The sequence below is a fragment of the Thalassotalea marina genome (assembly GCF_014656435.1).
Lineage (GTDB): Bacteria > Pseudomonadota > Gammaproteobacteria > Enterobacterales > Alteromonadaceae > Thalassotalea_C > Thalassotalea_C marina.
The window spans coordinates 330,038-350,130 of record NZ_BNCK01000002.1; the positions used below are offsets into that span (position 1 = coordinate 330,038).

Annotated in this window: 19 protein-coding genes; 18 read left to right on the forward strand and 1 reads right to left on the reverse strand. The window is 38.6% G+C overall.

What is annotated here, in order from left to right; all coding sequences use genetic code 11:
* The first annotated feature begins 86 nt into the window (after positions 1 to 86).
* From hisS to IE199_RS04770, 5 genes are all read left to right on the forward strand, one after another.
* Entirely contained in the window at positions 87 to 1,361 is a 1,275-nt protein-coding gene (gene hisS / locus IE199_RS04750) for a histidine--tRNA ligase (protein WP_189767793.1), read from the forward strand.
* 9 nt (positions 1,362 to 1,370) lie between these two features.
* On the forward strand, positions 1,371 to 2,009 hold the full coding sequence (locus IE199_RS04755) for a YfgM family protein (RefSeq protein ID WP_189767795.1): 639 nt from the start codon (positions 1,371 to 1,373) through the stop codon (positions 2,007 to 2,009).
* Positions 2,010 to 2,050: 41 nt separating this feature from the next.
* The gene (bamB, locus tag IE199_RS04760; protein WP_229854529.1) at positions 2,051 to 3,259 is read left to right on the forward strand and encodes an outer membrane protein assembly factor BamB; all 1,209 of its coding nucleotides are present in this window, start codon (positions 2,051 to 2,053) and stop codon (positions 3,257 to 3,259) included.
* 85 nt (positions 3,260 to 3,344) lie between these two features.
* Positions 3,345 to 4,787: a ribosome biogenesis GTPase Der gene (der, locus tag IE199_RS04765; RefSeq protein ID WP_189767797.1), complete on the forward strand. Its 1,443-nt coding sequence runs from the start codon at positions 3,345 to 3,347 to the stop codon at positions 4,785 to 4,787.
* Between the two features lie 92 nt (positions 4,788 to 4,879).
* Positions 4,880 to 5,563, forward strand: coding sequence for a PilZ domain-containing protein (locus tag IE199_RS04770; protein WP_189767799.1), 684 nt, complete (start codon positions 4,880 to 4,882; stop codon positions 5,561 to 5,563).
* Between the two features lie 6 nt (positions 5,564 to 5,569).
* On the opposite strand, the gene xseA is transcribed toward IE199_RS04770, so the two are convergent.
* On the reverse strand, positions 5,570 to 6,913 hold the full coding sequence (gene xseA, locus IE199_RS04775; RefSeq protein ID WP_189767801.1) for an exodeoxyribonuclease VII large subunit: 1,344 nt from the start codon (positions 6,911 to 6,913) through the stop codon (positions 5,570 to 5,572).
* A 152-nt stretch (positions 6,914 to 7,065) separates the two neighbouring features.
* Here xseA and guaB point away from each other — a divergent pair, with 152 nt between their 5' ends.
* The 13 genes from guaB (at position 7,066) to IE199_RS04835 (ending at position 20,092) form a co-directional block, all read left to right on the forward strand.
* The gene (guaB, locus tag IE199_RS04780) at positions 7,066 to 8,538 is read left to right on the forward strand and encodes an IMP dehydrogenase (protein ID WP_189767803.1); all 1,473 of its coding nucleotides are present in this window, start codon (positions 7,066 to 7,068) and stop codon (positions 8,536 to 8,538) included.
* Positions 8,539 to 8,675: 137 nt separating this feature from the next.
* Complete coding sequence (gene guaA, locus IE199_RS04785) at positions 8,676 to 10,253, forward strand: glutamine-hydrolyzing GMP synthase (RefSeq protein ID WP_189767805.1); 1,578 nt, start codon at positions 8,676 to 8,678, stop codon at positions 10,251 to 10,253.
* 275 nt (positions 10,254 to 10,528) lie between these two features.
* Positions 10,529 to 12,640, forward strand: coding sequence for a winged helix-turn-helix domain-containing protein (locus tag IE199_RS04790; protein WP_189767807.1), 2,112 nt, complete (start codon positions 10,529 to 10,531; stop codon positions 12,638 to 12,640).
* Between the two features lie 824 nt (positions 12,641 to 13,464).
* Entirely contained in the window at positions 13,465 to 13,659 is a 195-nt protein-coding gene (locus tag IE199_RS04795) for a hypothetical protein (protein ID WP_189767809.1), read from the forward strand.
* Between the two features lie 103 nt (positions 13,660 to 13,762).
* Positions 13,763 to 14,428 (forward strand): helix-turn-helix transcriptional regulator, encoded by a 666-nt coding sequence (locus tag IE199_RS22070; protein WP_189767811.1) that lies wholly within the window; start codon positions 13,763 to 13,765, stop codon positions 14,426 to 14,428.
* Positions 14,429 to 14,444: 16 nt separating this feature from the next.
* On the forward strand, positions 14,445 to 14,597 hold the full coding sequence (locus IE199_RS04805; RefSeq protein ID WP_189767813.1) for a hypothetical protein: 153 nt from the start codon (positions 14,445 to 14,447) through the stop codon (positions 14,595 to 14,597).
* Positions 14,598 to 14,604: 7 nt separating this feature from the next.
* Entirely contained in the window at positions 14,605 to 15,249 is a 645-nt protein-coding gene (locus IE199_RS04810) for a hypothetical protein (RefSeq protein ID WP_189767815.1), read from the forward strand.
* A gap of 100 nt (positions 15,250 to 15,349) precedes the next feature.
* Entirely contained in the window at positions 15,350 to 15,472 is a 123-nt protein-coding gene (locus IE199_RS22075) for a hypothetical protein (RefSeq protein ID WP_268245318.1), read from the forward strand.
* A 293-nt stretch (positions 15,473 to 15,765) separates the two neighbouring features.
* Positions 15,766 to 16,683 (forward strand): HEAT repeat domain-containing protein, encoded by a 918-nt coding sequence (locus IE199_RS04815; protein ID WP_189767817.1) that lies wholly within the window; start codon positions 15,766 to 15,768, stop codon positions 16,681 to 16,683.
* Between the two features lie 11 nt (positions 16,684 to 16,694).
* Positions 16,695 to 17,582, forward strand: a complete 888-nt coding sequence (locus tag IE199_RS04820) for a transposase (RefSeq protein WP_189767819.1) — start codon at positions 16,695 to 16,697, stop codon at positions 17,580 to 17,582.
* Positions 17,583 to 17,584: 2 nt separating this feature from the next.
* A complete protein-coding gene (locus IE199_RS04825; RefSeq protein ID WP_189767822.1) occupies positions 17,585 to 18,295 on the forward strand; it encodes an ABC transporter ATP-binding protein in 711 nt (236 codons plus the stop codon).
* Positions 18,288 to 19,415, forward strand: a complete 1,128-nt coding sequence (locus IE199_RS04830) for an ABC transporter permease family protein (protein WP_189767824.1) — start codon at positions 18,288 to 18,290, stop codon at positions 19,413 to 19,415. Before IE199_RS04825 ends, IE199_RS04830 begins: the two co-directional genes overlap by 8 nt.
* Positions 19,415 to 20,092, forward strand: coding sequence for a YIP1 family protein (locus IE199_RS04835; protein WP_189767826.1), 678 nt, complete (start codon positions 19,415 to 19,417; stop codon positions 20,090 to 20,092). The genes IE199_RS04830 and IE199_RS04835 overlap by 1 nt, the downstream gene beginning before the upstream one ends.
* Position 20,093: the final 1 nt, after the last annotated feature.

Genomic DNA, 20,093 nt, shown 5'->3' on the forward strand with positions numbered 1-20,093 from the left:
TAGCAGCTAGTTTACGTTTTTAGGCAAACTGCCTATAATGCGCGCTGCATTTTATACATTTCTGGCAAAAAGAGAGAACCTTTTAGGTGAGTAAAACAATTCAAGCAATTCGCGGCATGAACGATTGCCTTCCTTCTGAAACCAATATTTGGCAAAAAGTTGAAGCAACATTACGTAAAGTAGCCAGCAATTATGGCTTTGCTGAAATTCGTATGCCAATCGTTGAATCTACTGCACTTTTTAAACGTTCTATTGGTGAAGTCACTGACATCGTTGAAAAAGAAATGTATACCTTTGATGACAGAAATGGTGACAGTTTAACTTTGCGCCCTGAAGGCACAGCAAGCTGTGTAAGAGCGGGCAATCAGCATGGTTTACTTTACAACCAAGAGCAACGTTTGTGGTACATGGGGCCGATGTTTCGCCATGAAAGACCACAAAAAGGTCGTTATCGTCAGTTTCACCAATTTGGTATCGAAGCCTTTGGTTTTGCTACACCAGACATAGATGCTGAAATTATTTCACTATCAGCAAGACTTTGGAAGGAACTTGGCATCGCAGAATTTGTCACACTAGAGCTTAATTCATTGGGTTCTAATGAAGAACGTGCGACTTATCGCAATGCCTTGGTCGAGTTTTTGACCGAAAAAGAAGCCTTGTTAGATGAAGACTCAAAACGTCGTATGCATACCAATCCATTGCGTGTGCTTGATAGTAAAAATCCAGAAGTGCAACAAGCACTAGTTGGTGCGCCAAAGCTAATGGATTATCTTGGTGAAGAGTCAAAAACACATTTTGAGCAAGTTTTAGCTAGGTTAGATGCCGCTGGTATAAAATACGTAATAAACGATAAACTAGTTAGAGGTTTAGACTATTACAACCGTACTGTGTTTGAATGGACAACAGACAGTTTAGGTGCACAAGGTACGGTATGTGCCGGTGGTCGCTACGACGGTTTAGTAGAGCAGCTAGGTGGTAAAGCAACACCAGCATTTGGATTTGCCTTGGGTATTGAACGCTTAGTACTCATGTTAACAAGCTTAGACAAACTAGAAGGCATTCGCCCTCAAGTTGATGCGTATGTCATTAGTTTGGGTGATGGTGTAGATATTAAAGCTACTGCATTAGCTGAGCTTTGGAGAGATCAAGTGCCACAAACACGCATCCAAACGCATTGTGGTGGTGGCAACATGAAGAAACAAATGAAGCGAGCTGACAAATCAGGTGCTCAGATTGCCATTATTATTGGCGAAGATGAAATCGCTAACCAAGTGGTTACCATTAAATATTTGCGTGGCCAACAAGAACAACAACAAGTGGGTATTAACGAAATACCTGCTTTATTAACGAATTTAGTTTAAGGAAGTGTTGTGGATATACATCAAACAGAAGAAGAACAAGTAGAACAGATTAAAAAGATTTGGCAAGAATACGGTAATGCAATTATTACTGGATTAGTGCTGGGTTTAGGTGGTTTTATTGCATATGGTTACTACAACCAAAACAAACTCGCAGAGGAAATGACCACTTCTGATGGTTATCAGCAAGTTCTTGAGTTAGCAGGTGAAGGCGATGAGTCTTTTCAAAATAAAGGCAACGAATTCATCAAGGCAAATCCAGAGTCAAACTATGCAGGCTTAACGGCTTTAGCGCTTGCTAAAGATTCTGCTGAGCACAAAGATTGGGCTCAAGTAGAAAAGTACCTAAACACAGCTATTGAAAAAACCAATGACAAAGGCATTAAAGCGTTGGCGACCCTGCGTTTAGCTAAAGTTCAAGTGCAAACTGAACAATATGACGCGGCGATTGCTACTTTGTCTGCAACGCTACCTGAATCATACAAAGCAAGCATTGAAGAAATTAAAGGTGATGCTTACTTAAAACAGGGTAATCAAGATAAAGCACGTGCAGCTTATCAAGCAGCTATTGATGCGTCTGGTCAAGCAGGAAACCCTGTTTTACAAATGAAACTAGACGACCTAGCTGAAACCGTGGTGTTAACTAAGTAACACTATTTAATTGCTTTGCTAAATAGAATTTGGAGCAGTAAGTGCTAAAACTAGAACGTACATTTAATAAAAAAAAGCTTCTGCTTGCTTGTTTGTTAACAGGACTGATGGCTTGTTCTTCAACTGACGATGATATTGACGAAACAGAACCAGTAGAACTTACCGAAATCACGGAAAAATTTGAAGCTAAAGTGATGTGGGAAGAAAGCGTTGGAGACGGCGTAAGTAAATACTTTTCAAGACTTAAACCATTTGTTGCATATAACAAAGTGTTTTCTGCCAGCCGTGACGGCGATGTGTACGCTTTTGATCCGGTAACAGGTAAAAAGTTGTGGCACACAGATTTAAGTAAAGCTGACGAAGAGGGTGGTTTTTTCTCAAGCCGTAAGCCGGCCTACTTAAACGGTGGCCCAATTGCTGCAATTAACCGAGTGTATATTGGCAGTGAAAACGGTGAAGTTTTTGCCTTAGATGCAGAAACTGGTGAGCTGGTTTGGCAAGAAAAAGTTAAAGGTGAAGTGATTTCTGCTCCAGGCTTCGATGCTGGTGTGCTTGTTGTAAATACTGCATCTGGCATCGTTAAAGCATTTAATGCTTCAACAGGTGAAGAATTGTGGCAAGTAGAGCAAGAAGTTCCTGCACTTACTTTGCGTGGTGTTAGTTCGCCTTCTCTTGCCGCTGGTGGTGCTGTTATCGGTTCTCCTGATGGCCAGTTAACGGTTTATTTGATTGAAAATGGTCAACAAGGCTGGACTGTTGAGGTAGGTGAGCCTACAGGGTCAACTGAACTAGATCGTGTTATCGATATCGATTCAAGACCAGTGATATACGGCGATAAAGTATATTCAGTATCTGCCCGTGGTAACTTAGCTGCAATTGATCTTCGCACTGGCCGTATTTTATGGAAACGCCAATACTCATCGTACCGTCAAATCAGTATTGATGGAAACACCATTTATTTAACTGATGTAAAAGGCCACGTTTATGCGATTGATCGTGTAAATGGTCTTGAAAAGTGGAGTCAGTTATCGTTAACAAATCGTAACGTTACTGGCCCAGCTGTTGTTGGGAACTACGTTGTTGTTGGTGACTTTGAAGGTTATTTACACTGGTTAGATGCAGCAACCGGAGATTTTGTCGCTCGTCATGAAGTTGATGGTAGCGGTATTTTTAGCACACCTGTTGTTGAAGATGGCATTTTGTATGTGCAATCTAGAGATGGCGACTTACAGGCAATTAAAACGCCATAGTTAATTAAGTGCTAAAATAAAAGCGGCTCTGCAATATGTTGTAGGGCCGTTGTTGTTTTTTTAAAGAAAATTATTTGAGGTAATCATGCTTCCTGTCGTAGCCCTAGTAGGCCGCCCCAATGTAGGAAAATCAACCCTATTTAATCGCTTAACTCGCAGCCGAGATGCTCTAGTTGCCGATTATCCAGGATTAACTCGCGATCGCCAGTATGGCCAGGCAGAAGTAGAAGAACATCCTTTTATTGTCATTGATACTGGTGGTATTCATGGCAATGAAGAAGGTATTGATGCCCTGATGGCTGAGCAGTCTTTGATGGCTATTCAAGAGGCTGACGCTGTTTTATTTCTAGTTGATGCTCGAGCGGGATTAACGTCTGCAGATCAAGGCATAGCCGATTACCTTCGTAAGCAAAATAAAAAAGTCTTTTTAGTCGCTAATAAAATTGATGGCATTGATGCCGACTCAGCCATTGCTGAGTTTTATCAATTAGCATTGGGTGAAGTACATCAAATAGCGGCAGCTCATGGTCGTGGTGTCACACAATTGTTAACGTTAGCACTAACGCCACATATTGAAGCGCTTGGCCAAGAAAAAGTTGAAGGTGAAGAAGTTGAATTAACGGAAGAAGAGCTTGCTGAACTTTCCCCAGAAGAAGACGACAAAATAAAGCTAGCTATTATTGGTAAACCAAATGTTGGTAAATCAACGTTAACAAACCGTATTCTAGGCGAAGATAGAGTAGTTGTTTACGACATGCCTGGAACAACACGTGATAGTGTTTATATTCCGATGGAACGAAACGGTCGCGAATATACCTTAATTGATACTGCTGGTATTCGCCGTCGTAAAAATGTTACTGATATCGTTGAGAAATATTCCGTTATAAAAACACTACGCGCCATTGAAGACGCTAACGTGTGTTTATTAGTGATCGATGCTCAAGAAGGTATTACCGATCAGGATTTAAGCTTATTGGGCTTTATTTTAGAAGCAGGGCGTTCCTTGGTTGTTGCGGTTAACAAGTGGGACGGACTGGATGAATCGTGTAAAGACCGTATTCACAAAGAAATGGATCGCCGATTAGGCTTTATTGACTTTGCCAGAGTTCATTTTATTTCTGCATTGCATGGTACTGGTGTAGGTCACTTGTATGAATCTGTTGAAGAGGCGTTTGTTTCGGCAACTAAACGTATCTCTACTTCTATGGTGACCAAGATATTGGATATGGCAGTTTTTGATCATCAGCCACCAATGCACAACGGTCGCCGTATTAAACTAAAATATGCTCATGCTGGTGGATATAACCCGCCAATCATCGTTATTCACGGTAACCAAACTAAACATTTACCGCCTTCATATAAACGCTATTTGATGAATTATTATCGCAAGTCGTTAAAGGTGATGGGCACGCCAATTAAGATTGAGTTTAGAGAGACTAGCAACCCATTTGCCGGCAAAAAGAAGCTTTCTTTTACCGAGCAGAAGAAGTTGGCCCGTAAAACTCAAGGTTATAATAAAGCCGATTAATGCTATGTATTAAAGGGCGATGGGTATAACACATTGCAAATACAATGGTTTTTAGCTAGTTTAATAAATGGATTTATAGAAAGAACTAAGATATGCCAACGTCGCCCGTTAAAATTGATACCATTCAACGACTAAATCGAAATTTAGGTTTGATGCAAGCAGGCTCGATTGTCACCATTGATATTTCGACGCCAGCGGGTCAAAAAGCTAAGTTTCGAACCATTTTTATTGGCTATTTACCCAAACAATATGTGTTAATTCAATTTCCTGACTCAGGTAAAATTAGCAAGTTTGGCCAGTTTATTACCCAAGGCGCAGCTGTTACAGTGCGGGGTATTATTGAAGGTCATGAAGGTGCTGTAGCTGCCTTTGTTTCAACAATAAAACAAACTCTTCAAATCCCATCTAAAATCATGGTATTGGATTTTCCCAAAACGTTGAGCATGCAAAGCTTACGTAGTGCAATTCGCATCGATACAGATATTGTCTCAAAAACTCGAGTAGAAAATAAATATTGGCGTGGTCATATCACTGACTTGTCATTAACCGGTTGTCAGTTGTTTATTGAAAACGGTGAAGAACTAAAGTTAGTCAACGATAAATCGCTCGACATTTATATTGAAGACTTTCAAGAATTAGAGAACTTAAAGCTATCAGGGCTTATTTGCAGCGAAAAAAACGTGAGTAACGGTATCTCGCTGGGAGTCAAGTTTGATGACAGTCAACGAGAAAGTACCATTAAATTATTGCATCATATTATTACGCTTGAGGCATAATTCATTCTAACTTGTATGTTGCTCCTCAACCTCAAGTACATTGGCATGAATATGACCGTCGCTTAATTGAATATTAATCGCATCACCTGTAGTAACTTGCTTAATTGATTTAACTATTTGTTTGTCCTGCCTAATAACACCGTATCCGCGTGCGATTGTTGCCAATGGGCTAACTATTTGTAGTTGTTCCAATAGGTGAACAAAGTTCTGCTGTTGTCGCTGTATGTTGTTTTGCATTAGCTTAAGCAATTTCTGCTCTAACTGTTGTCTTGTTTGAGCAAGGTTATTGATGTTATTTATCGGTGAAACGTTAAGTAATCGTTTTGTGAGATAAGTTGGTAGTTGCTGATTTACTTGAATTTTATGTTGTATGACTTTATTTAGCCTGATCGCTAAATCGTCCGCTCTTTGCTGTTGTGTTTGCAATTGTTGCTCGGGGTGCTCTTGTGACAAACGATGTGTTAAGTGAGCTAACTTTTGTTTTTGTTTATCTAAACCTCGCACATAATTAGCATGTAAACGTCGATTTAATTGCAAAAGCTGATGTTGTACTTCTTGCATATCATTTGAAGCGAGCTCAGCAGCTGCAGACGGGGTAGCGGCTCGAACATCGGCGACAAAGTCGGCTAGTGTGGTATCAATTTCATGACCTACGGCACTGATAACGGGTAAATGGCTCTGGTATATTGCATTTACAACCACCTCTTCATTAAATGCCCACAAGTCTTCTAGAGAGCCGCCGCCACGGCCAACAATTAGCACGTCAACTTCTTGTCTGATATTGGCGATAGTTATCGCATGTGCGATCTCATTTTTGGCGGTTTCACCTTGCACCAGTGCAGGATAAATGATGACTTTAGTGTGTGGGTTTCTGCGCTTTAATACGGACAAAATATCTTTAATCGCTGCCCCAGTAGGTGAGGTAACAACACCTATAGTATTTATGGTTTTAGGCAGTGGTTTTTTATGATCTAAATTAAAATAGCCAAGGGCATTAAGTTTGGTTTTAAGTTGTTCATATTGTTGACGTAATAAACCTTCACCAGCATCTTCCATTTGTTCAATGATAAGCTGAAAGTCACCACGCGGCTCATATAAAGACACTCTTGCACGTACTAAAACTTGCTGACCATTTTGTGGCCTGATACGTACCCTTTGGTTATTACCTTTGAACATGGCGCACCTTACTTGTGCTTTATTATCTTTCAATGATAAATACCAATGGCCTGAACTGGCGGCGACAAAATTTGATATTTCACCAGTTAACCAAACCGTGTGTAATTCGCTTTCCAATAGGAATTTTACTTTTTTGGTTAACTCACTTACTTGCAGGATAAATTGTCGACTCATAAGGTTAAAAATGCAGGTTTAAGAAAGTTTCGTGCCACCATTATAAATTTTTTATGAAAATAGTAAAAATTAAGTTTACCTCAATCTGGAAAACGGTTAAAATTCTGCCGCAATATTTCCTCCCTAACCACACTATTTAGAGAGATGTTGCGATGCTACGAATTGCTCAAGAAGCACTAACCTTTGACGATGTTTTACTAGTACCAGCCCATTCTACGGTACTGCCTCATACCGCCGACCTGAAAACTAAACTTACTCGAAAAATTGACTTAAACGTACCTATGGTATCTGCGTCTATGGACACAGTAACTGAATCACGTTTGGCTATCACTTTAGCGAAAGAAGGTGGTATTGGTTTTATTCACAAAAACATGACGATTGCAGAACAAGCAAAAGAAGTGTCTAAAGTGAAAAAATACGAGAGTGGTATTGTTACCGATCCGGTAACAGTAAGTCCTGACGCTTCTATTGAATCAGTAATGGCTCTAGCTGATGAATTAGGCTTTTCTGGTTTCCCGGTTGTTGATGCCCAAAATAACCTAGTTGGTATTATTACTGGTCGTGATTTAAGGTTTGAATCTGACTTAACAAAACCAGTGTCTAAATTGATGACTGGCAAAGAGCGTTTAGTCACAGTTAAAGAAGGTGCACAACGCGAGCAAATTTTAGGATTAATGCACGAGCATCGCATTGAGAAAATTTTAATGGTTGATGATGCCTTCAAACTAAAAGGCTTAATCACTGTTAAAGATTATCAAAAAGCAGAACGTAAACCAAACGCATGTAAAGACGAGTTTGGTCGTTTACGTGTTGGTGCTGCCGTAGGTGTTGGTGCTGGTACAGATGAGCGCATTGATGCACTAGTTGCAGCAGGTGTTGACGTTTTATTAATAGATACATCGCACGGTCACTCACAAGGCGTATTAGATCGAGTAAAAGAAACTCGCGCTAAATACCCTGACTTACAAATCGTTGCCGGTAATGTTGCTACAGGCGCTGGTGCAAAAGCATTAGCTGATGCTGGTGTTGATGCGGTGAAAGTGGGTATTGGTCCTGGTTCTATTTGTACAACGCGTATCGTTACTGGTGTTGGTGTTCCACAATTGACGGCTATTTCAAATGCCGTTGAAGCGCTGCAAGGAACTGGTATTCCAGTTATTGCTGATGGTGGTATACGTTTTTCTGGTGATATCGCAAAAGCCTTAGTCGCAGGTGCACACTGTGTTATGGTTGGCTCTATGTTAGCAGGTACAGAGGAATCTCCAGGTGAAGTTGAACTTTACCAAGGTCGTTACTACAAATCGTATCGTGGTATGGGCTCTTTAGGTGCAATGGCTCAAAAAGAAGGCTCAAGTGATCGCTACTTCCAAAAGACTGATGGAGAAGCTGACAAGCTTGTACCTGAAGGTATTGAAGGCCGCGTAGCGTACAAAGGCCCTGTTTCGGCTATCATTCACCAACAAATGGGTGGATTACGTTCTTCTATGGGGTTAACAGGAAGTGCCAATATTGAAGAAATGCGCACTAAACCACAGTTTATGAAGATAACTGCTGCTGGTATGGGTGAGTCTCACGTACATGACGTGACAATTACCAAAGAAGCGCCAAACTACAGAATGGGCTAATAAAGGCGTATACCTTTAACCCTAATAACGTGTTGACGAATTTGAACTAGAATGTTTTTACAAGTAGTTCAACAAATGAATATTTTCAGGCTGATTTTAATCAGCCTGTTATTTTTAAATTTATATAAGGTTTTGATATGACCAAAGATATCCATGATTCACGAGTCCTGATTTTAGATTTTGGCTCTCAATACACTCAGCTTATTGCACGTCGTGTCCGTGAAATTGGTGTTTATTGTGAGCTGTGGGCTTGGGATGTTACCGAAGAGCAAATTAAAGAGTTTAACCCAACAGGTATCATTTTAGCGGGTGGCCCTGAATCAGTAACTGAAGCGGGCTCTCCACGTGCTCCAGAATACGTATTTAATGCAGGTATCCCTGTTTTAGGTATTTGTTATGGTATGCAAACGATGGCGGAACAATTAGGTGGCGCTGTTCAAGGCTCAGAACACAAAGAGTTTGGTTATGCAGCGGTTGAAGTTATCGCTAAATCAGAGCTGTTCAAAAACATTGAAGATCACATCAATGGCAACGGCAATGCGATGCTAGATGTTTGGATGAGCCATGGCGATAAAGTTTCAGCGATTCCACAAGGCTTCACAACTATTGCTCAAACACCAAGTTGTGCCTATGCAGCAATGGCTAATGATGAGAAAAAATTCTACGGTGTTCAATTCCACCCAGAAGTAACTCACACAAAACAGGGTACACGTATTTTAGAGCACTTTGTTGTTGATATTTGTGGTTGTGAAAAACTATGGACACCAAGCTCTATTATTGACGATGCTATTGAAAAAATTAAAGAACAAGTTGGTGATGATGAAGTTATCCTTGGTCTGTCAGGTGGTGTAGATTCATCAGTAGTTGCCATGCTTATTCATCGCGCAATTGGTGACAAGTTAACCTGCGTTTTTGTTGATAACGGCTTATTGCGTTTAAACGAAGGTCAACAGGTAATGGACATGTTTGGTGATCATTTTGGTTTAAACATTGTTCATGTTAACGCTGAAGATAGATTCTTAGATCGTTTGAAAGGTGAAGCAGATCCGGAAGCAAAACGTAAAATTATTGGTAACGTTTTTGTTGAAGTATTCGACGAAGAAGCTAGCAAGCGTGAAAATGCTAAATGGTTAGCACAAGGTACAATTTACCCTGACGTTATCGAATCAGCTGCGTCTAAAACAGGTAAAGCGCATGTTATCAAGTCTCACCACAACGTAGGTGGCTTACCAGAAGACATGGAACTTGGTTTAGTTGAGCCTTTACGTGAATTATTTAAAGACGAAGTTCGCAAAATTGGTTTAGAATTAGGCTTACCTTACGACATGTTGTACCGCCACCCTTTCCCGGGCCCTGGTTTAGGTGTTCGTATCTTGGGGGAAGTGAAAAAAGAATATGCTGACTTATTACGCCGTGCCGATGCAATCTTTATTGAAGAATTACACAAGCACGACCTGTATCACAAAACAAGCCAAGCGTTTACCGTATTCTTACCGGTACGCTCAGTAGGTGTTATGGGCGATGGTCGCAAATATGACTGGGTTGTTAGTTTGCGAGCAGTTGAAACTATCGACTTTATGACAGCACATTGGGCACATTTACCGTATGACTTCTTAGGTTTAGTGTCTAACCGTATTATTAACGAAATTGATGGCATATCACGTGTGGTATATGACATTTCAGGTAAGCCACCAGCAACAATTGAATGGGAATAATTAATCTCATCTTTTGTTTAATGGGGTAACCCAACAATTCAAGCCCTGCTGTTTTTCAGTAGGGCTTTTTTATTCGCTAAACCTTAAAAATTGGTGAAAATATCTACTCGATAATAATTCCATAATGAAAATCTATTTAATGCTAAGTTTCGGTTTTCACATTTATTTGCCATAATCAAAACCTGTGTTACAAAATGTTTCTTATGGATGTTTCTTTTTAATTTAAAGAAATAGGCGCTGTGTAACAAATGAAAAATAAGGATTATAACTAAAATATGCCTGATAGCAGTTTCGTGGTTACAGCGCCAAAAAGTGAAGTTTACCTTAATGAAGAATTTCATTTTGGTGAGTTTGTGTTTAACTCTAGTTGCCTTATTTTAATGAAAAATGGGGAAGAGTTGTCCGTAGAGCCTCAAGTACTTGAGTTACTGCATTTCCTGATTAAAAACGATAGCCGATATATTCTCACTGAAGAGTTGCACAATGAAGTGTGGAAAGGTCGAGTTGTAAGTGACGCGGCAGTGAGACGAGCGATTAGTAAGTTGAGAGCATGTTTGGGGCATAATGAAAATGATGAACCTTACATAAAGTCTGCTCATAAGCGAGGATACAAATTTAACGCAAAATTATTGCGTGTAGAGTCAGCCCATCTAAGTCCTGAAACAATTAAAAAAGTATTTAATATCCCTTTGCTGCTAGTGGTGGGGATTGTCATTATTTTTTTAGCGTTTACTGGAGTCAGGTTTGTAATCGAACGATATGCACAGACGGCTGAATTGGATACAACCCATCCACCTAGCTTTTTGTCTTCGCCTTTACTGACTTTTCATGGTGAAAAAACTGATTTGTCAAAAAGTGATGATGGTCACTGGTTGGTTTTTGCTGGAAAAAACCTAGGCTTCCAAGGTTTTCAGTTGTTTCTTTCTAATCTAAACACACGAGTAACTAAGCAGCTTACCATTAATGAAGATAACATTATTCGGGTGGAGTTTTCACCTAACAACCAGCGTCTTTATTATATAAATTTGTCCATCGGTAATGCTTCACTAAGTACCATTGCGTTTGATGAACAACATAAAATCATTGATAAAAAGAGTTTGATTAGTGATTATTATTTTTTGGCTGACTTTGCTCTAACACCTGATGAATCAGGGATTTACTTTACCGGAATGAGAAGTAAATCAGCAAATAGCCAGGTGTTTTATTTAGATTTAAACACGTTATCAATAAGTGAAATAACTTCAGGTTACCAAAATGAATCTCATGATTACCGAATTTCCATGTCGAATGATGGAGCAACATTAGCCATCGTGAGTATAGTGGGTGATGTAGAACAAAAAATATCGCTCATTGATGCCAAGTTACACAAAGTAAAACAGCGCTTTTTCCACGAAGCCCCTCTGTTATCAGTTGAGTGGCTCAATAAAAATGAAATACTGCTTTTAGACAAACTTTCTTTAACGCGTCTAAATATCGAGACAGGTAGTAGAACCGTTGTTCAAAAACCAGATGAGGTGGTACTAAACTCCATAGATATCACGTCGGCAGGCGAAGTAATTGCGCTTACTGAAGGAGACAAAAACAATCTCTTTATCGAGGTTGATTTTCCTTCTATGCATATCAGTAACAAAAAAGTATTAACTGGAATTGCTGACGATATTGTAGATGTGAAATTTGCAGGAGAAAGCGGTAAATATATCTTGCTCAGAAAAGAAGGGAACACCTACAGCTTATTGAGCCAAGAAATGAGTAATGAGTCAAAAACGACAATATTTAGCTCTAAACTTCCGATTAGTTTACAGTCAATTTCCCGAAGTGGTGATCAAGTGCTACTTTTTTTAGACGGCTTGTTGGCAATATTACATTGTAATGAACAACAACTTGAATACATTCACAGTGGTGATCGGCTATTGGCTACAGAGGCGACATTTGGCCAATCTGGAAAAAATATTATGTTTGGTGAGCGTACTAACGACGGGTGGACTATTCAAAATATTGATTTGGTCTCAGGCCAACAATATAAACTTTTTGAGGGCTATTATTCTGCTCTGGAATACAATAATGGCTATTTGCTTAGGGATGAGAAAGGCAAAGTATATAGCAAGTCAGATAAAACAAGTGAAGCGAAGTTTCTAGGTATTGAAATCATGATAGATAAACGCTCCACATGGTTTGTTCGTGGTGACGTATTGTATTGGAGCATTCACGACGGTATTACAGCGCAATTTTTTGCAAAAAACTTAGTGTCAGGTGAAGGATACAATTTAAATTTTGATTCATCATTGGTCTCATCAAGCTTTGATCTTAACAATGAAGGACGCAAAGCAATTTTACAAAGTCAACAACTGCCAGACTCTAAAATAGTGGCGATTAGGTTAAAACAATAATACCAAGTTTAAAGCTTGTTAAGGTATTCACTTTCTTACTTTACGCAATTTTTAATATTTAACTCATTTTTAAGCACTACCAAGCTTAAGGGGATGTGAATTATATCATTGCAGCTTGTCCAATATGTGTTCAGCAATTCTACTTATTTTCTCATTCAACTTCCTGCTAACTAAAACAATTTGTTGTTAGCACAATAAACCAACTCAGCGCGACAACGTTGAGTTACGTCAACATTGATTTAGACAAGGTTTAAAAAGAGCAGGTCAATTCGTAAAATGAGGTTAGTGAGCATAAATAACTGTAAAAATCTATCTCTTGGGTGGTTAGTCGTAACTATCTGTGAAATTGAATTAAGCTCAAAATAGCACTTCAATGCATAGATAAGGCATAAAGCTTCGATAGTTTTGACATCAATTGACAAAAAACTGCTACTTAAATGTGACCGTAAAATTAAGGTTAGAAAATCTCGTGTGCTGTCATTTCTTGTTTTTAAAATTTAATAAAAACACTGACATTTTTTTCTCTTTAGAAACTCATTTTGAGTATGTCTTTTGAACAAATCAATCGTTAGGTAAATTAAATTGTTTATTAAAAACACATAAAATACAGTGGTTTATTTTGTGACTAAACTGTGACTATACCTGCAACCAAGATATTACCAACTGGCTTTTACCCACATCACAAACAAATCAATAAATAGTCACTGCTTGGTTATTTCAAAACCACTAATTGCCTCCCAAACTGAGCTTAACTGTTGAGCACCGAGCTTAGACTCAACATTAACTACTGGCAATTTAGCCATAAAAAATGGAAGGAAAATAAAATGAACAATTCAGCAACTAAAACATTTAAAAATATTTCACTTAACACTTTATTAATCGTTTTTTGTACAACATGTTTTTCCACTACTTCTGTTGCAATGGAAAATGTTAAGCCACTTTCAACTTCTGAAACCACAACAGACGAGAGCACAGTGCTAAAAGTGGTTTGTCGATTAGCGCCTCAGTTATGTCTTTAAATAACGTGGGTTTACTCAGGACATTTAAAAAGTCGTTGGTTTGAAACACGCACTTAATTTATGCATAGCGCAGTTTTTAAACATCCAGAGAGGTGATAACTAGATGAAAACTATAGAGTGGTTGATTAGAAATGCTCAGCAAATAAATTCTCAACAAAAACTTAATGAATTTATTCGCTCCATTGGTGAAGGCAAAATGTATTTGTGGTCAGGATTTATCGTAAACGTTATTAAATCGCCTACTTGCAGAGAACTAGACACCTTTGGCAGCATTCCAGATTGGGTAGTTTCTGCAACGCAAAGTAAATTGAGTCGTCTTGACGAAAAAGGACTGCCATTAGTCGTCAATAAAGAAGAGTTGATTGAACAGTATCCTGAAGAAGATTGTTGTAGTTTCTTGGTGATACCGTTTAGCGGCTTTACTAATGAATCTGGTTATTTTGCCTTAGGGTTAGATCTTGAGTGCACGAGCTTAACTGCCCAAGCGATTGAGCAGTTAGGGTGGTTTTGGTCCATCATCATCCCATATATCTTTGCTGCCTACAAAAAGTGCCGTCAACAAGAGCTTCCTCATATCACCAAGCGAGAATTGGAGTGTATGAAATGGGCGTCAGAAGGAAAAACTTCGTGGGAAATAAGTCAAATTCTCAATATTTCTGAACGCACGGCAAACTTTCATTTGGCAAATTGTATTGAAAAAACCGGCAGTATTAATCGTCAACAGGCAATAGTTAGGTGTTTATTGCAAGGCCAATTGCTGGTTAATTAAATAAGGAGGAAAACTGATGATGACCAATAGTATCCAAGGTGAAGAATCAACCTGGATCAGTGAGCTAAATTTACTCGATGCTATGTGTGCCCAGTACCTCGATAGGTTTAGCTTAGATCCAAGCGAAGCTGAAGTCGACAGTCAAGAACGAATACTTGACGATGAATAGGTGCATTATGCAAACCTTGTTAATCAAAACAAACCTAATTAAAGCGATATTTATTGCTATGTGTTTATTGATAACACTGCTTTTCATCTTGGTTAGTGTAAATGAGAATGTGCCTAAGGGCACATCCATTAAAGTAACAGGAGATAGTCTGTATAAAATAGTGTTGCCTACTAATACACATTATACCGAACAGATTGTTGCCAATGGCGAGTTGCTTAACAAAGGCCAAATAATTGCAAAATTCAAAGACTCATCAGGGCGACACGTAGGCGTAACACAGGCGCGAGATCAAGGTTATTTTGTTAAAAATCCTGACTGCTGCCATGGTGATGATCAGGAACTTTTTGGCTATTTAGTGAAAAAAAGTAAAAATGAAGTGATTTTTTTTCAGTCAAATTACGCTATAACTCATGACTTCAGCCCAGGAGAAAAAGTTGTAATACAGTCATCAAACTTGTCACTGGAAGGTGAGGTTCTTTTAGTGATGGGAGCTGAAGGAAAGTCAATAAAAATGGTCTATGGCATTAGTTTTAATGAGCGTCCTAACTTCCAATCCTTACTGTATGGAGAGCGCTTAGTTATTCGTAAAATTAGTCCAGTAAAAGGCATGATAGAAAAATCGCTAAAAGAGGTGTTTATGATCAGGCTGTAAGATCTATCAGTTATCAAATTTTATTTTTTCCTCATAATTAATCCTGTCTTGTGAGACAAGAATAATTAACAAAAACTATTTATTTATAGAGGAAAATACAATGAAAACTTTACCATCACTATCTCAACCAGTTTCTGTATACGGTTCACGTTTAGAGTCTGAAACAGCAGCAGTATTAGCTGGTATTGCGATCGGTATCGCAATTGGTATCTACTTGAAGTAATACCAATCCCCGGAGAAGGTACTTCACTTTCTCCGGTTTCTTTGTTTTCTGCTTTTTATTCGCAATTTCGATACATATCCCTGTCATTTGTAACAGTTTTCTAAGATTTTATTCATCGGTAGCATAAGTCAATCACTTTAGTGTTGTTGGTAACAATAGCGCAACTAAATGAAACGTTTTTCATATTGTTGCTAGTTAAGTGACTTAGCAGTGATCAATGGATACAAGAGTTTAAAGGGGAAGCCCCGTGCTAACCATTTGAACACAATTTTAGATATACGCAGGATTAAACAATGAAAAATGAAGTAACAGTACAAGATATAAGTGAATTTCAACTAGAACTCCATCAAACCTATAAAAAACATCCGATTTTGGCGGCGATATTAAAGCAGTTAGAAAATGTTGAAGACTTTGATTTTTGGCAATATCAGCAACAATTTGCCAAGTTGTTATCTTCTGACTTTGTCGAGCAAGCTGTAAATAAAGAATTAGGGGCTTTTTTAGAAGAGGACTTTTACCAATTGCCACTGTACTTTAACAATGGTCGAGCAAAGGGGTGGGTTATCTTAAACACGCCATATTTTAGGTTTAACACTTACTTTTTTGATGGTGCTTTAGTTAATGACTATCGCACAAATAACAAGAACAAAACCTTTTCAATTCAAACGTCACCACAAGATTTATTGATGTATTTCCCTAAGGCAAAAGGGGCCATTTTAGACTTGTACGAATGTGTTGAACAAAATGCTGAGTCTGATATCGCACCACAAGTTAGATTAAAAGAAAGTATTCAGCTTCAAGATGGCCAGTTTGTTGAAATCAAGGCAGGTTTACACGCAACTCATTTTAGAGAAATCACCAAAAACTTAACTTACTACGAAGTATCCAGCGTCAGTAGCGCGGCTCGTATGGTAGGTGAATATGATTTGAACAGCCTATCTCTATTAGGGTTAAGTGCAGCCAACTTATCATCATCTCGTGCGGAAATGTTTTCTGAGATGGTGGCTAGCTTGCAGCATAAAGAGTCAGCACCTGTGCTCAAAAAACTGTGCCAACATCGAGACCATTTTGTTCGCTGGTCTGCCGCAACAAGCCTGTATTCGTTAGACAACGACGCAGGAGAAGAAATGATCCAATCGTTAACTCAAGATCCACACCCAGACGTAAGACAAACAGCACAGAAATGCGTTGCTATGTTTGCAGCCCAATAAGGAGACCTACAATGGCTATAGAATTATTACCACAGAACGAGAATGCAATTGAGTTAGAAGAGTTTATTGAATATGCCGAAGAGCATGTTGATATGAAAGACCAAGACACCTTAGCTGCTGCTGCACCTATGATGAAAGCGTTATCAAACAACCGCACTTTTTTAGCGACGAAAATCAACAGTGAATTGGAGAAAATTGCTAACTTTCAAGAAGATAACTTGTATGGTGCTCAAGTGTTAATGTTAGGCAGAAGAAAACGCTTTTTCATGCGTGCTTGTTTCTGGCCTAGTGAGTCTGACAAGTCTTACCAACAAAGCGGTCCAGAGGCATTTTTTTATTATTTACCACATGACCATAACTTTAATTTTTTAAGTGTGGGTTACTTTGGTCCTGGTTATGAAAGTGAATATTACGAGTACGATCATGACAAGGTGATTGGATTGCCTGGCGAAAAAGTCGATTTGAAATACATTAAAACATCTCGATTACACGAAGGTAAAGTAATGCTTTATCGTGCCAAAAAAGACATTCATTACCAGATCCCACCAAAGTCTTTTTCAATTAGTTTAAATTTGATGGAGGACAGTGTTGATTTGCCACGTATTAATCAATATCGATTTGATTTACAAAGCAGCACAGTTAATCGAATGATAAACCGAAATAGTGGCCCAGTATTGGCGAGCATAGCTGCGGAAGTCGGCAATGAAAATACCATACAGTTGTTAACTGACGTTGCTGAAAGGGTTACTTGTCCACGCACTAAAACCGCAGCTGTTAAAGCGCTGTCGTCACGTTTACCAATCACTCAACAAGCGACTTTTCTAAGCAGTAAATTAACAGGTAAAAGCGATTTCTTTAATGAAAGTTTAAAACAACATATTCAACGGTTGGAGGCCTAATCATGTTAATAGCAAAAGGGGTAGGCAAGTGCTTTAAATCCCGAAAAACTGGAGATAAATGGGCAGTTAAAGACGTTAATTTTACTGTTCAACCTGGTGATATGCTGGCGTTATTAGGGCGTAATGGTGCAGGTAAATCAACATTGATGAAGTTACTTGCCGGCATTATTAGTCCATCAACAGGAACCATTGAATTAAGCGGTAAGCTCCAAGGTAAAGTGCAGTTATTAACACCGGCCGAGCACTTGTATAAAGAACTCACTGTTTTTGAAACGCTTGATTATTTCTGCACTTTATATGAGCTAAGCCGTGAAGATAGTGCAGCAGCTATTGGTAAAGTGATAGAGCAATTTAATTTACAAGATTTCATTGATAAAAAAGTGGGTAGTTTATCCACGGGGATGAAACAAAGAGTGTCATTAGCAAAAACATTTTTGATTGACCCTCCAGTGATCATGCTTGATGAGCCGACCGCAGGTTTAGACATTGAGTCGAGTTTTAAATTAATCGAAACCATTAACCAAATTCGTGATTTAGGTAAGGTCATTATCGTTTCTACTCACAATATGTCTGAGGCAAATCAAATTGCAAATCGTGTATTAATGCTTGAACAAGGCTCATTGGTTTGCGATTTAAAAATGCAGGAATTTGAAAGTTCGGCGGATAGTTTAGAGTCGGCTTACATGAATAAGTTGGAGGTTTGTAATGTTTAATACAGCAATAATTCGCTCTGTTTATGGCAAAGAATTTAGAGAGTTTTCTCAAGACACACGTACCTTGATGATTGTATTTTTAGTGCCTTTGTTACTTATTCCAATCATTACACTAGCAACGTATAGCACTAATATTGAGGTTAGTGAAAACCAACAGCGACGTGGGGTGATAGCAAACGATTGCCAGCAAATTCCAACGGAGATTTTAGCGACAACTCGCTGTGTGACGCCCAGCGAGAAAGCCTCGGTGATGCAGCAGGTTAAAACATCAGAACTCAATTCATTGTTAGATCTAACCACCAAGGAATTGTATTTAGCTAATGCCGCACTGACTAGCGAACAATATCTAAAAAATATTGAACGAGACTTTCTGAGCTTGCAATACAGTGATTCGACTTATTATCAAGTTATTGATTTAAAAAGTGAAGAAAGCATTGTTAACGTCATTGGTACAAGCCTGGCCAATGTACTGGTGATGTTAATTATTACGTTTAGCTTTGTTGGTGCTGTCAATTTTGGTATCGATACAACGACGGGAGAAAAAGAGCGAGGTTCTTTTGGTCTTTATGCTGAATTTAAAGAAAACTTGACGTCAATATTTGCAGGTAAGTTAGCATTTACTTCTTTTTGCTCAGCTTTAAGCGCTTTGTTAGGTATAGTCGGTATTACTTTATCTATCGTTGCAGTAGAGCATTTTTATGGTGATACCGCGAGTTTAACGCAGTCTGAAAGTGAAAAAGTAACAGCATTTTTTAACTATGTGCAGATGTTAAGTCTACAGGATGTACTGGTGGTATTGCTCTACTTAATTCCTTGTGTGGTGTTAATTTCTTCACTGGTAAATTTATTTGGATGTATCGCCAAAAACATGAAAGAAGCCAAAATGCTAAGTTTGGTCTTGATTATTCTCATTGTGACTTTAACTAAAGTTGATTTAGGAGATGGTAACTTTTTTTACACTGCATTCATCCCGGTACTTAATGTTTTTACTGGCGTGAACAATGCCTTGACCCAGTCTGTTGATTACAGCCATTTAGTGGTCTCAATTCTCGTTAATATTAGCATATGTATTAATAACCTTTTTGATATTAAGAAGCTGATCATTAAGGAGAAAATATAATGACTAATCAAATAGAAAACCCCGTATATTACCGCCAAGCTGCATCGCTGCAGTTTGGCCCTATCCTGATAACTTTGACAGTTATTATCGCCTTCTGGAATTGGTATTTTAACACCGTAGACAGTCAATGGTTGATAGACAATATGCTGCATATCCAAGTAATGACCGATGATCTTGGAACCGAAGAGCAGAAAATTCTAAGTAGCATTTTAACCATCGACTTTTTGAAGTTTTCGACGTTACTAGGTGCCATTGGCAGCTTAGTCATATCACTACTGATATTGTCTGCTTATGTAGTACTGGTGAGTCGCTTTGTTCTGCCACAAGGGCAAGAAGTTGGTTTTACAACGGCGATCAATGTGTCTTCAGTGTCATCTTTGATGACAGCGAGCATACATTTGTTATATGGCATTTATGTGTGGTTGGCTCAAGAAAGTAAAGTTAATTTGTATGAAGTAGACTTTCTTAGCTTAAACAACGCCTTGCTTGGATTATCACCAGAACATGTGTTGTTTGGTTTCGCCAATAGTATTTCGATAGCCACGCTGTTATTTATCGTATGCTGCGGACATTTAATGAGTAAAAAGAGCAGTTTTACTTTTCAACAGGCAACGATTTTATATTTAGTTCCCTATGCAGCTATCTGGGGCTTTTTATTAATAAATGCGGTGATTTAAG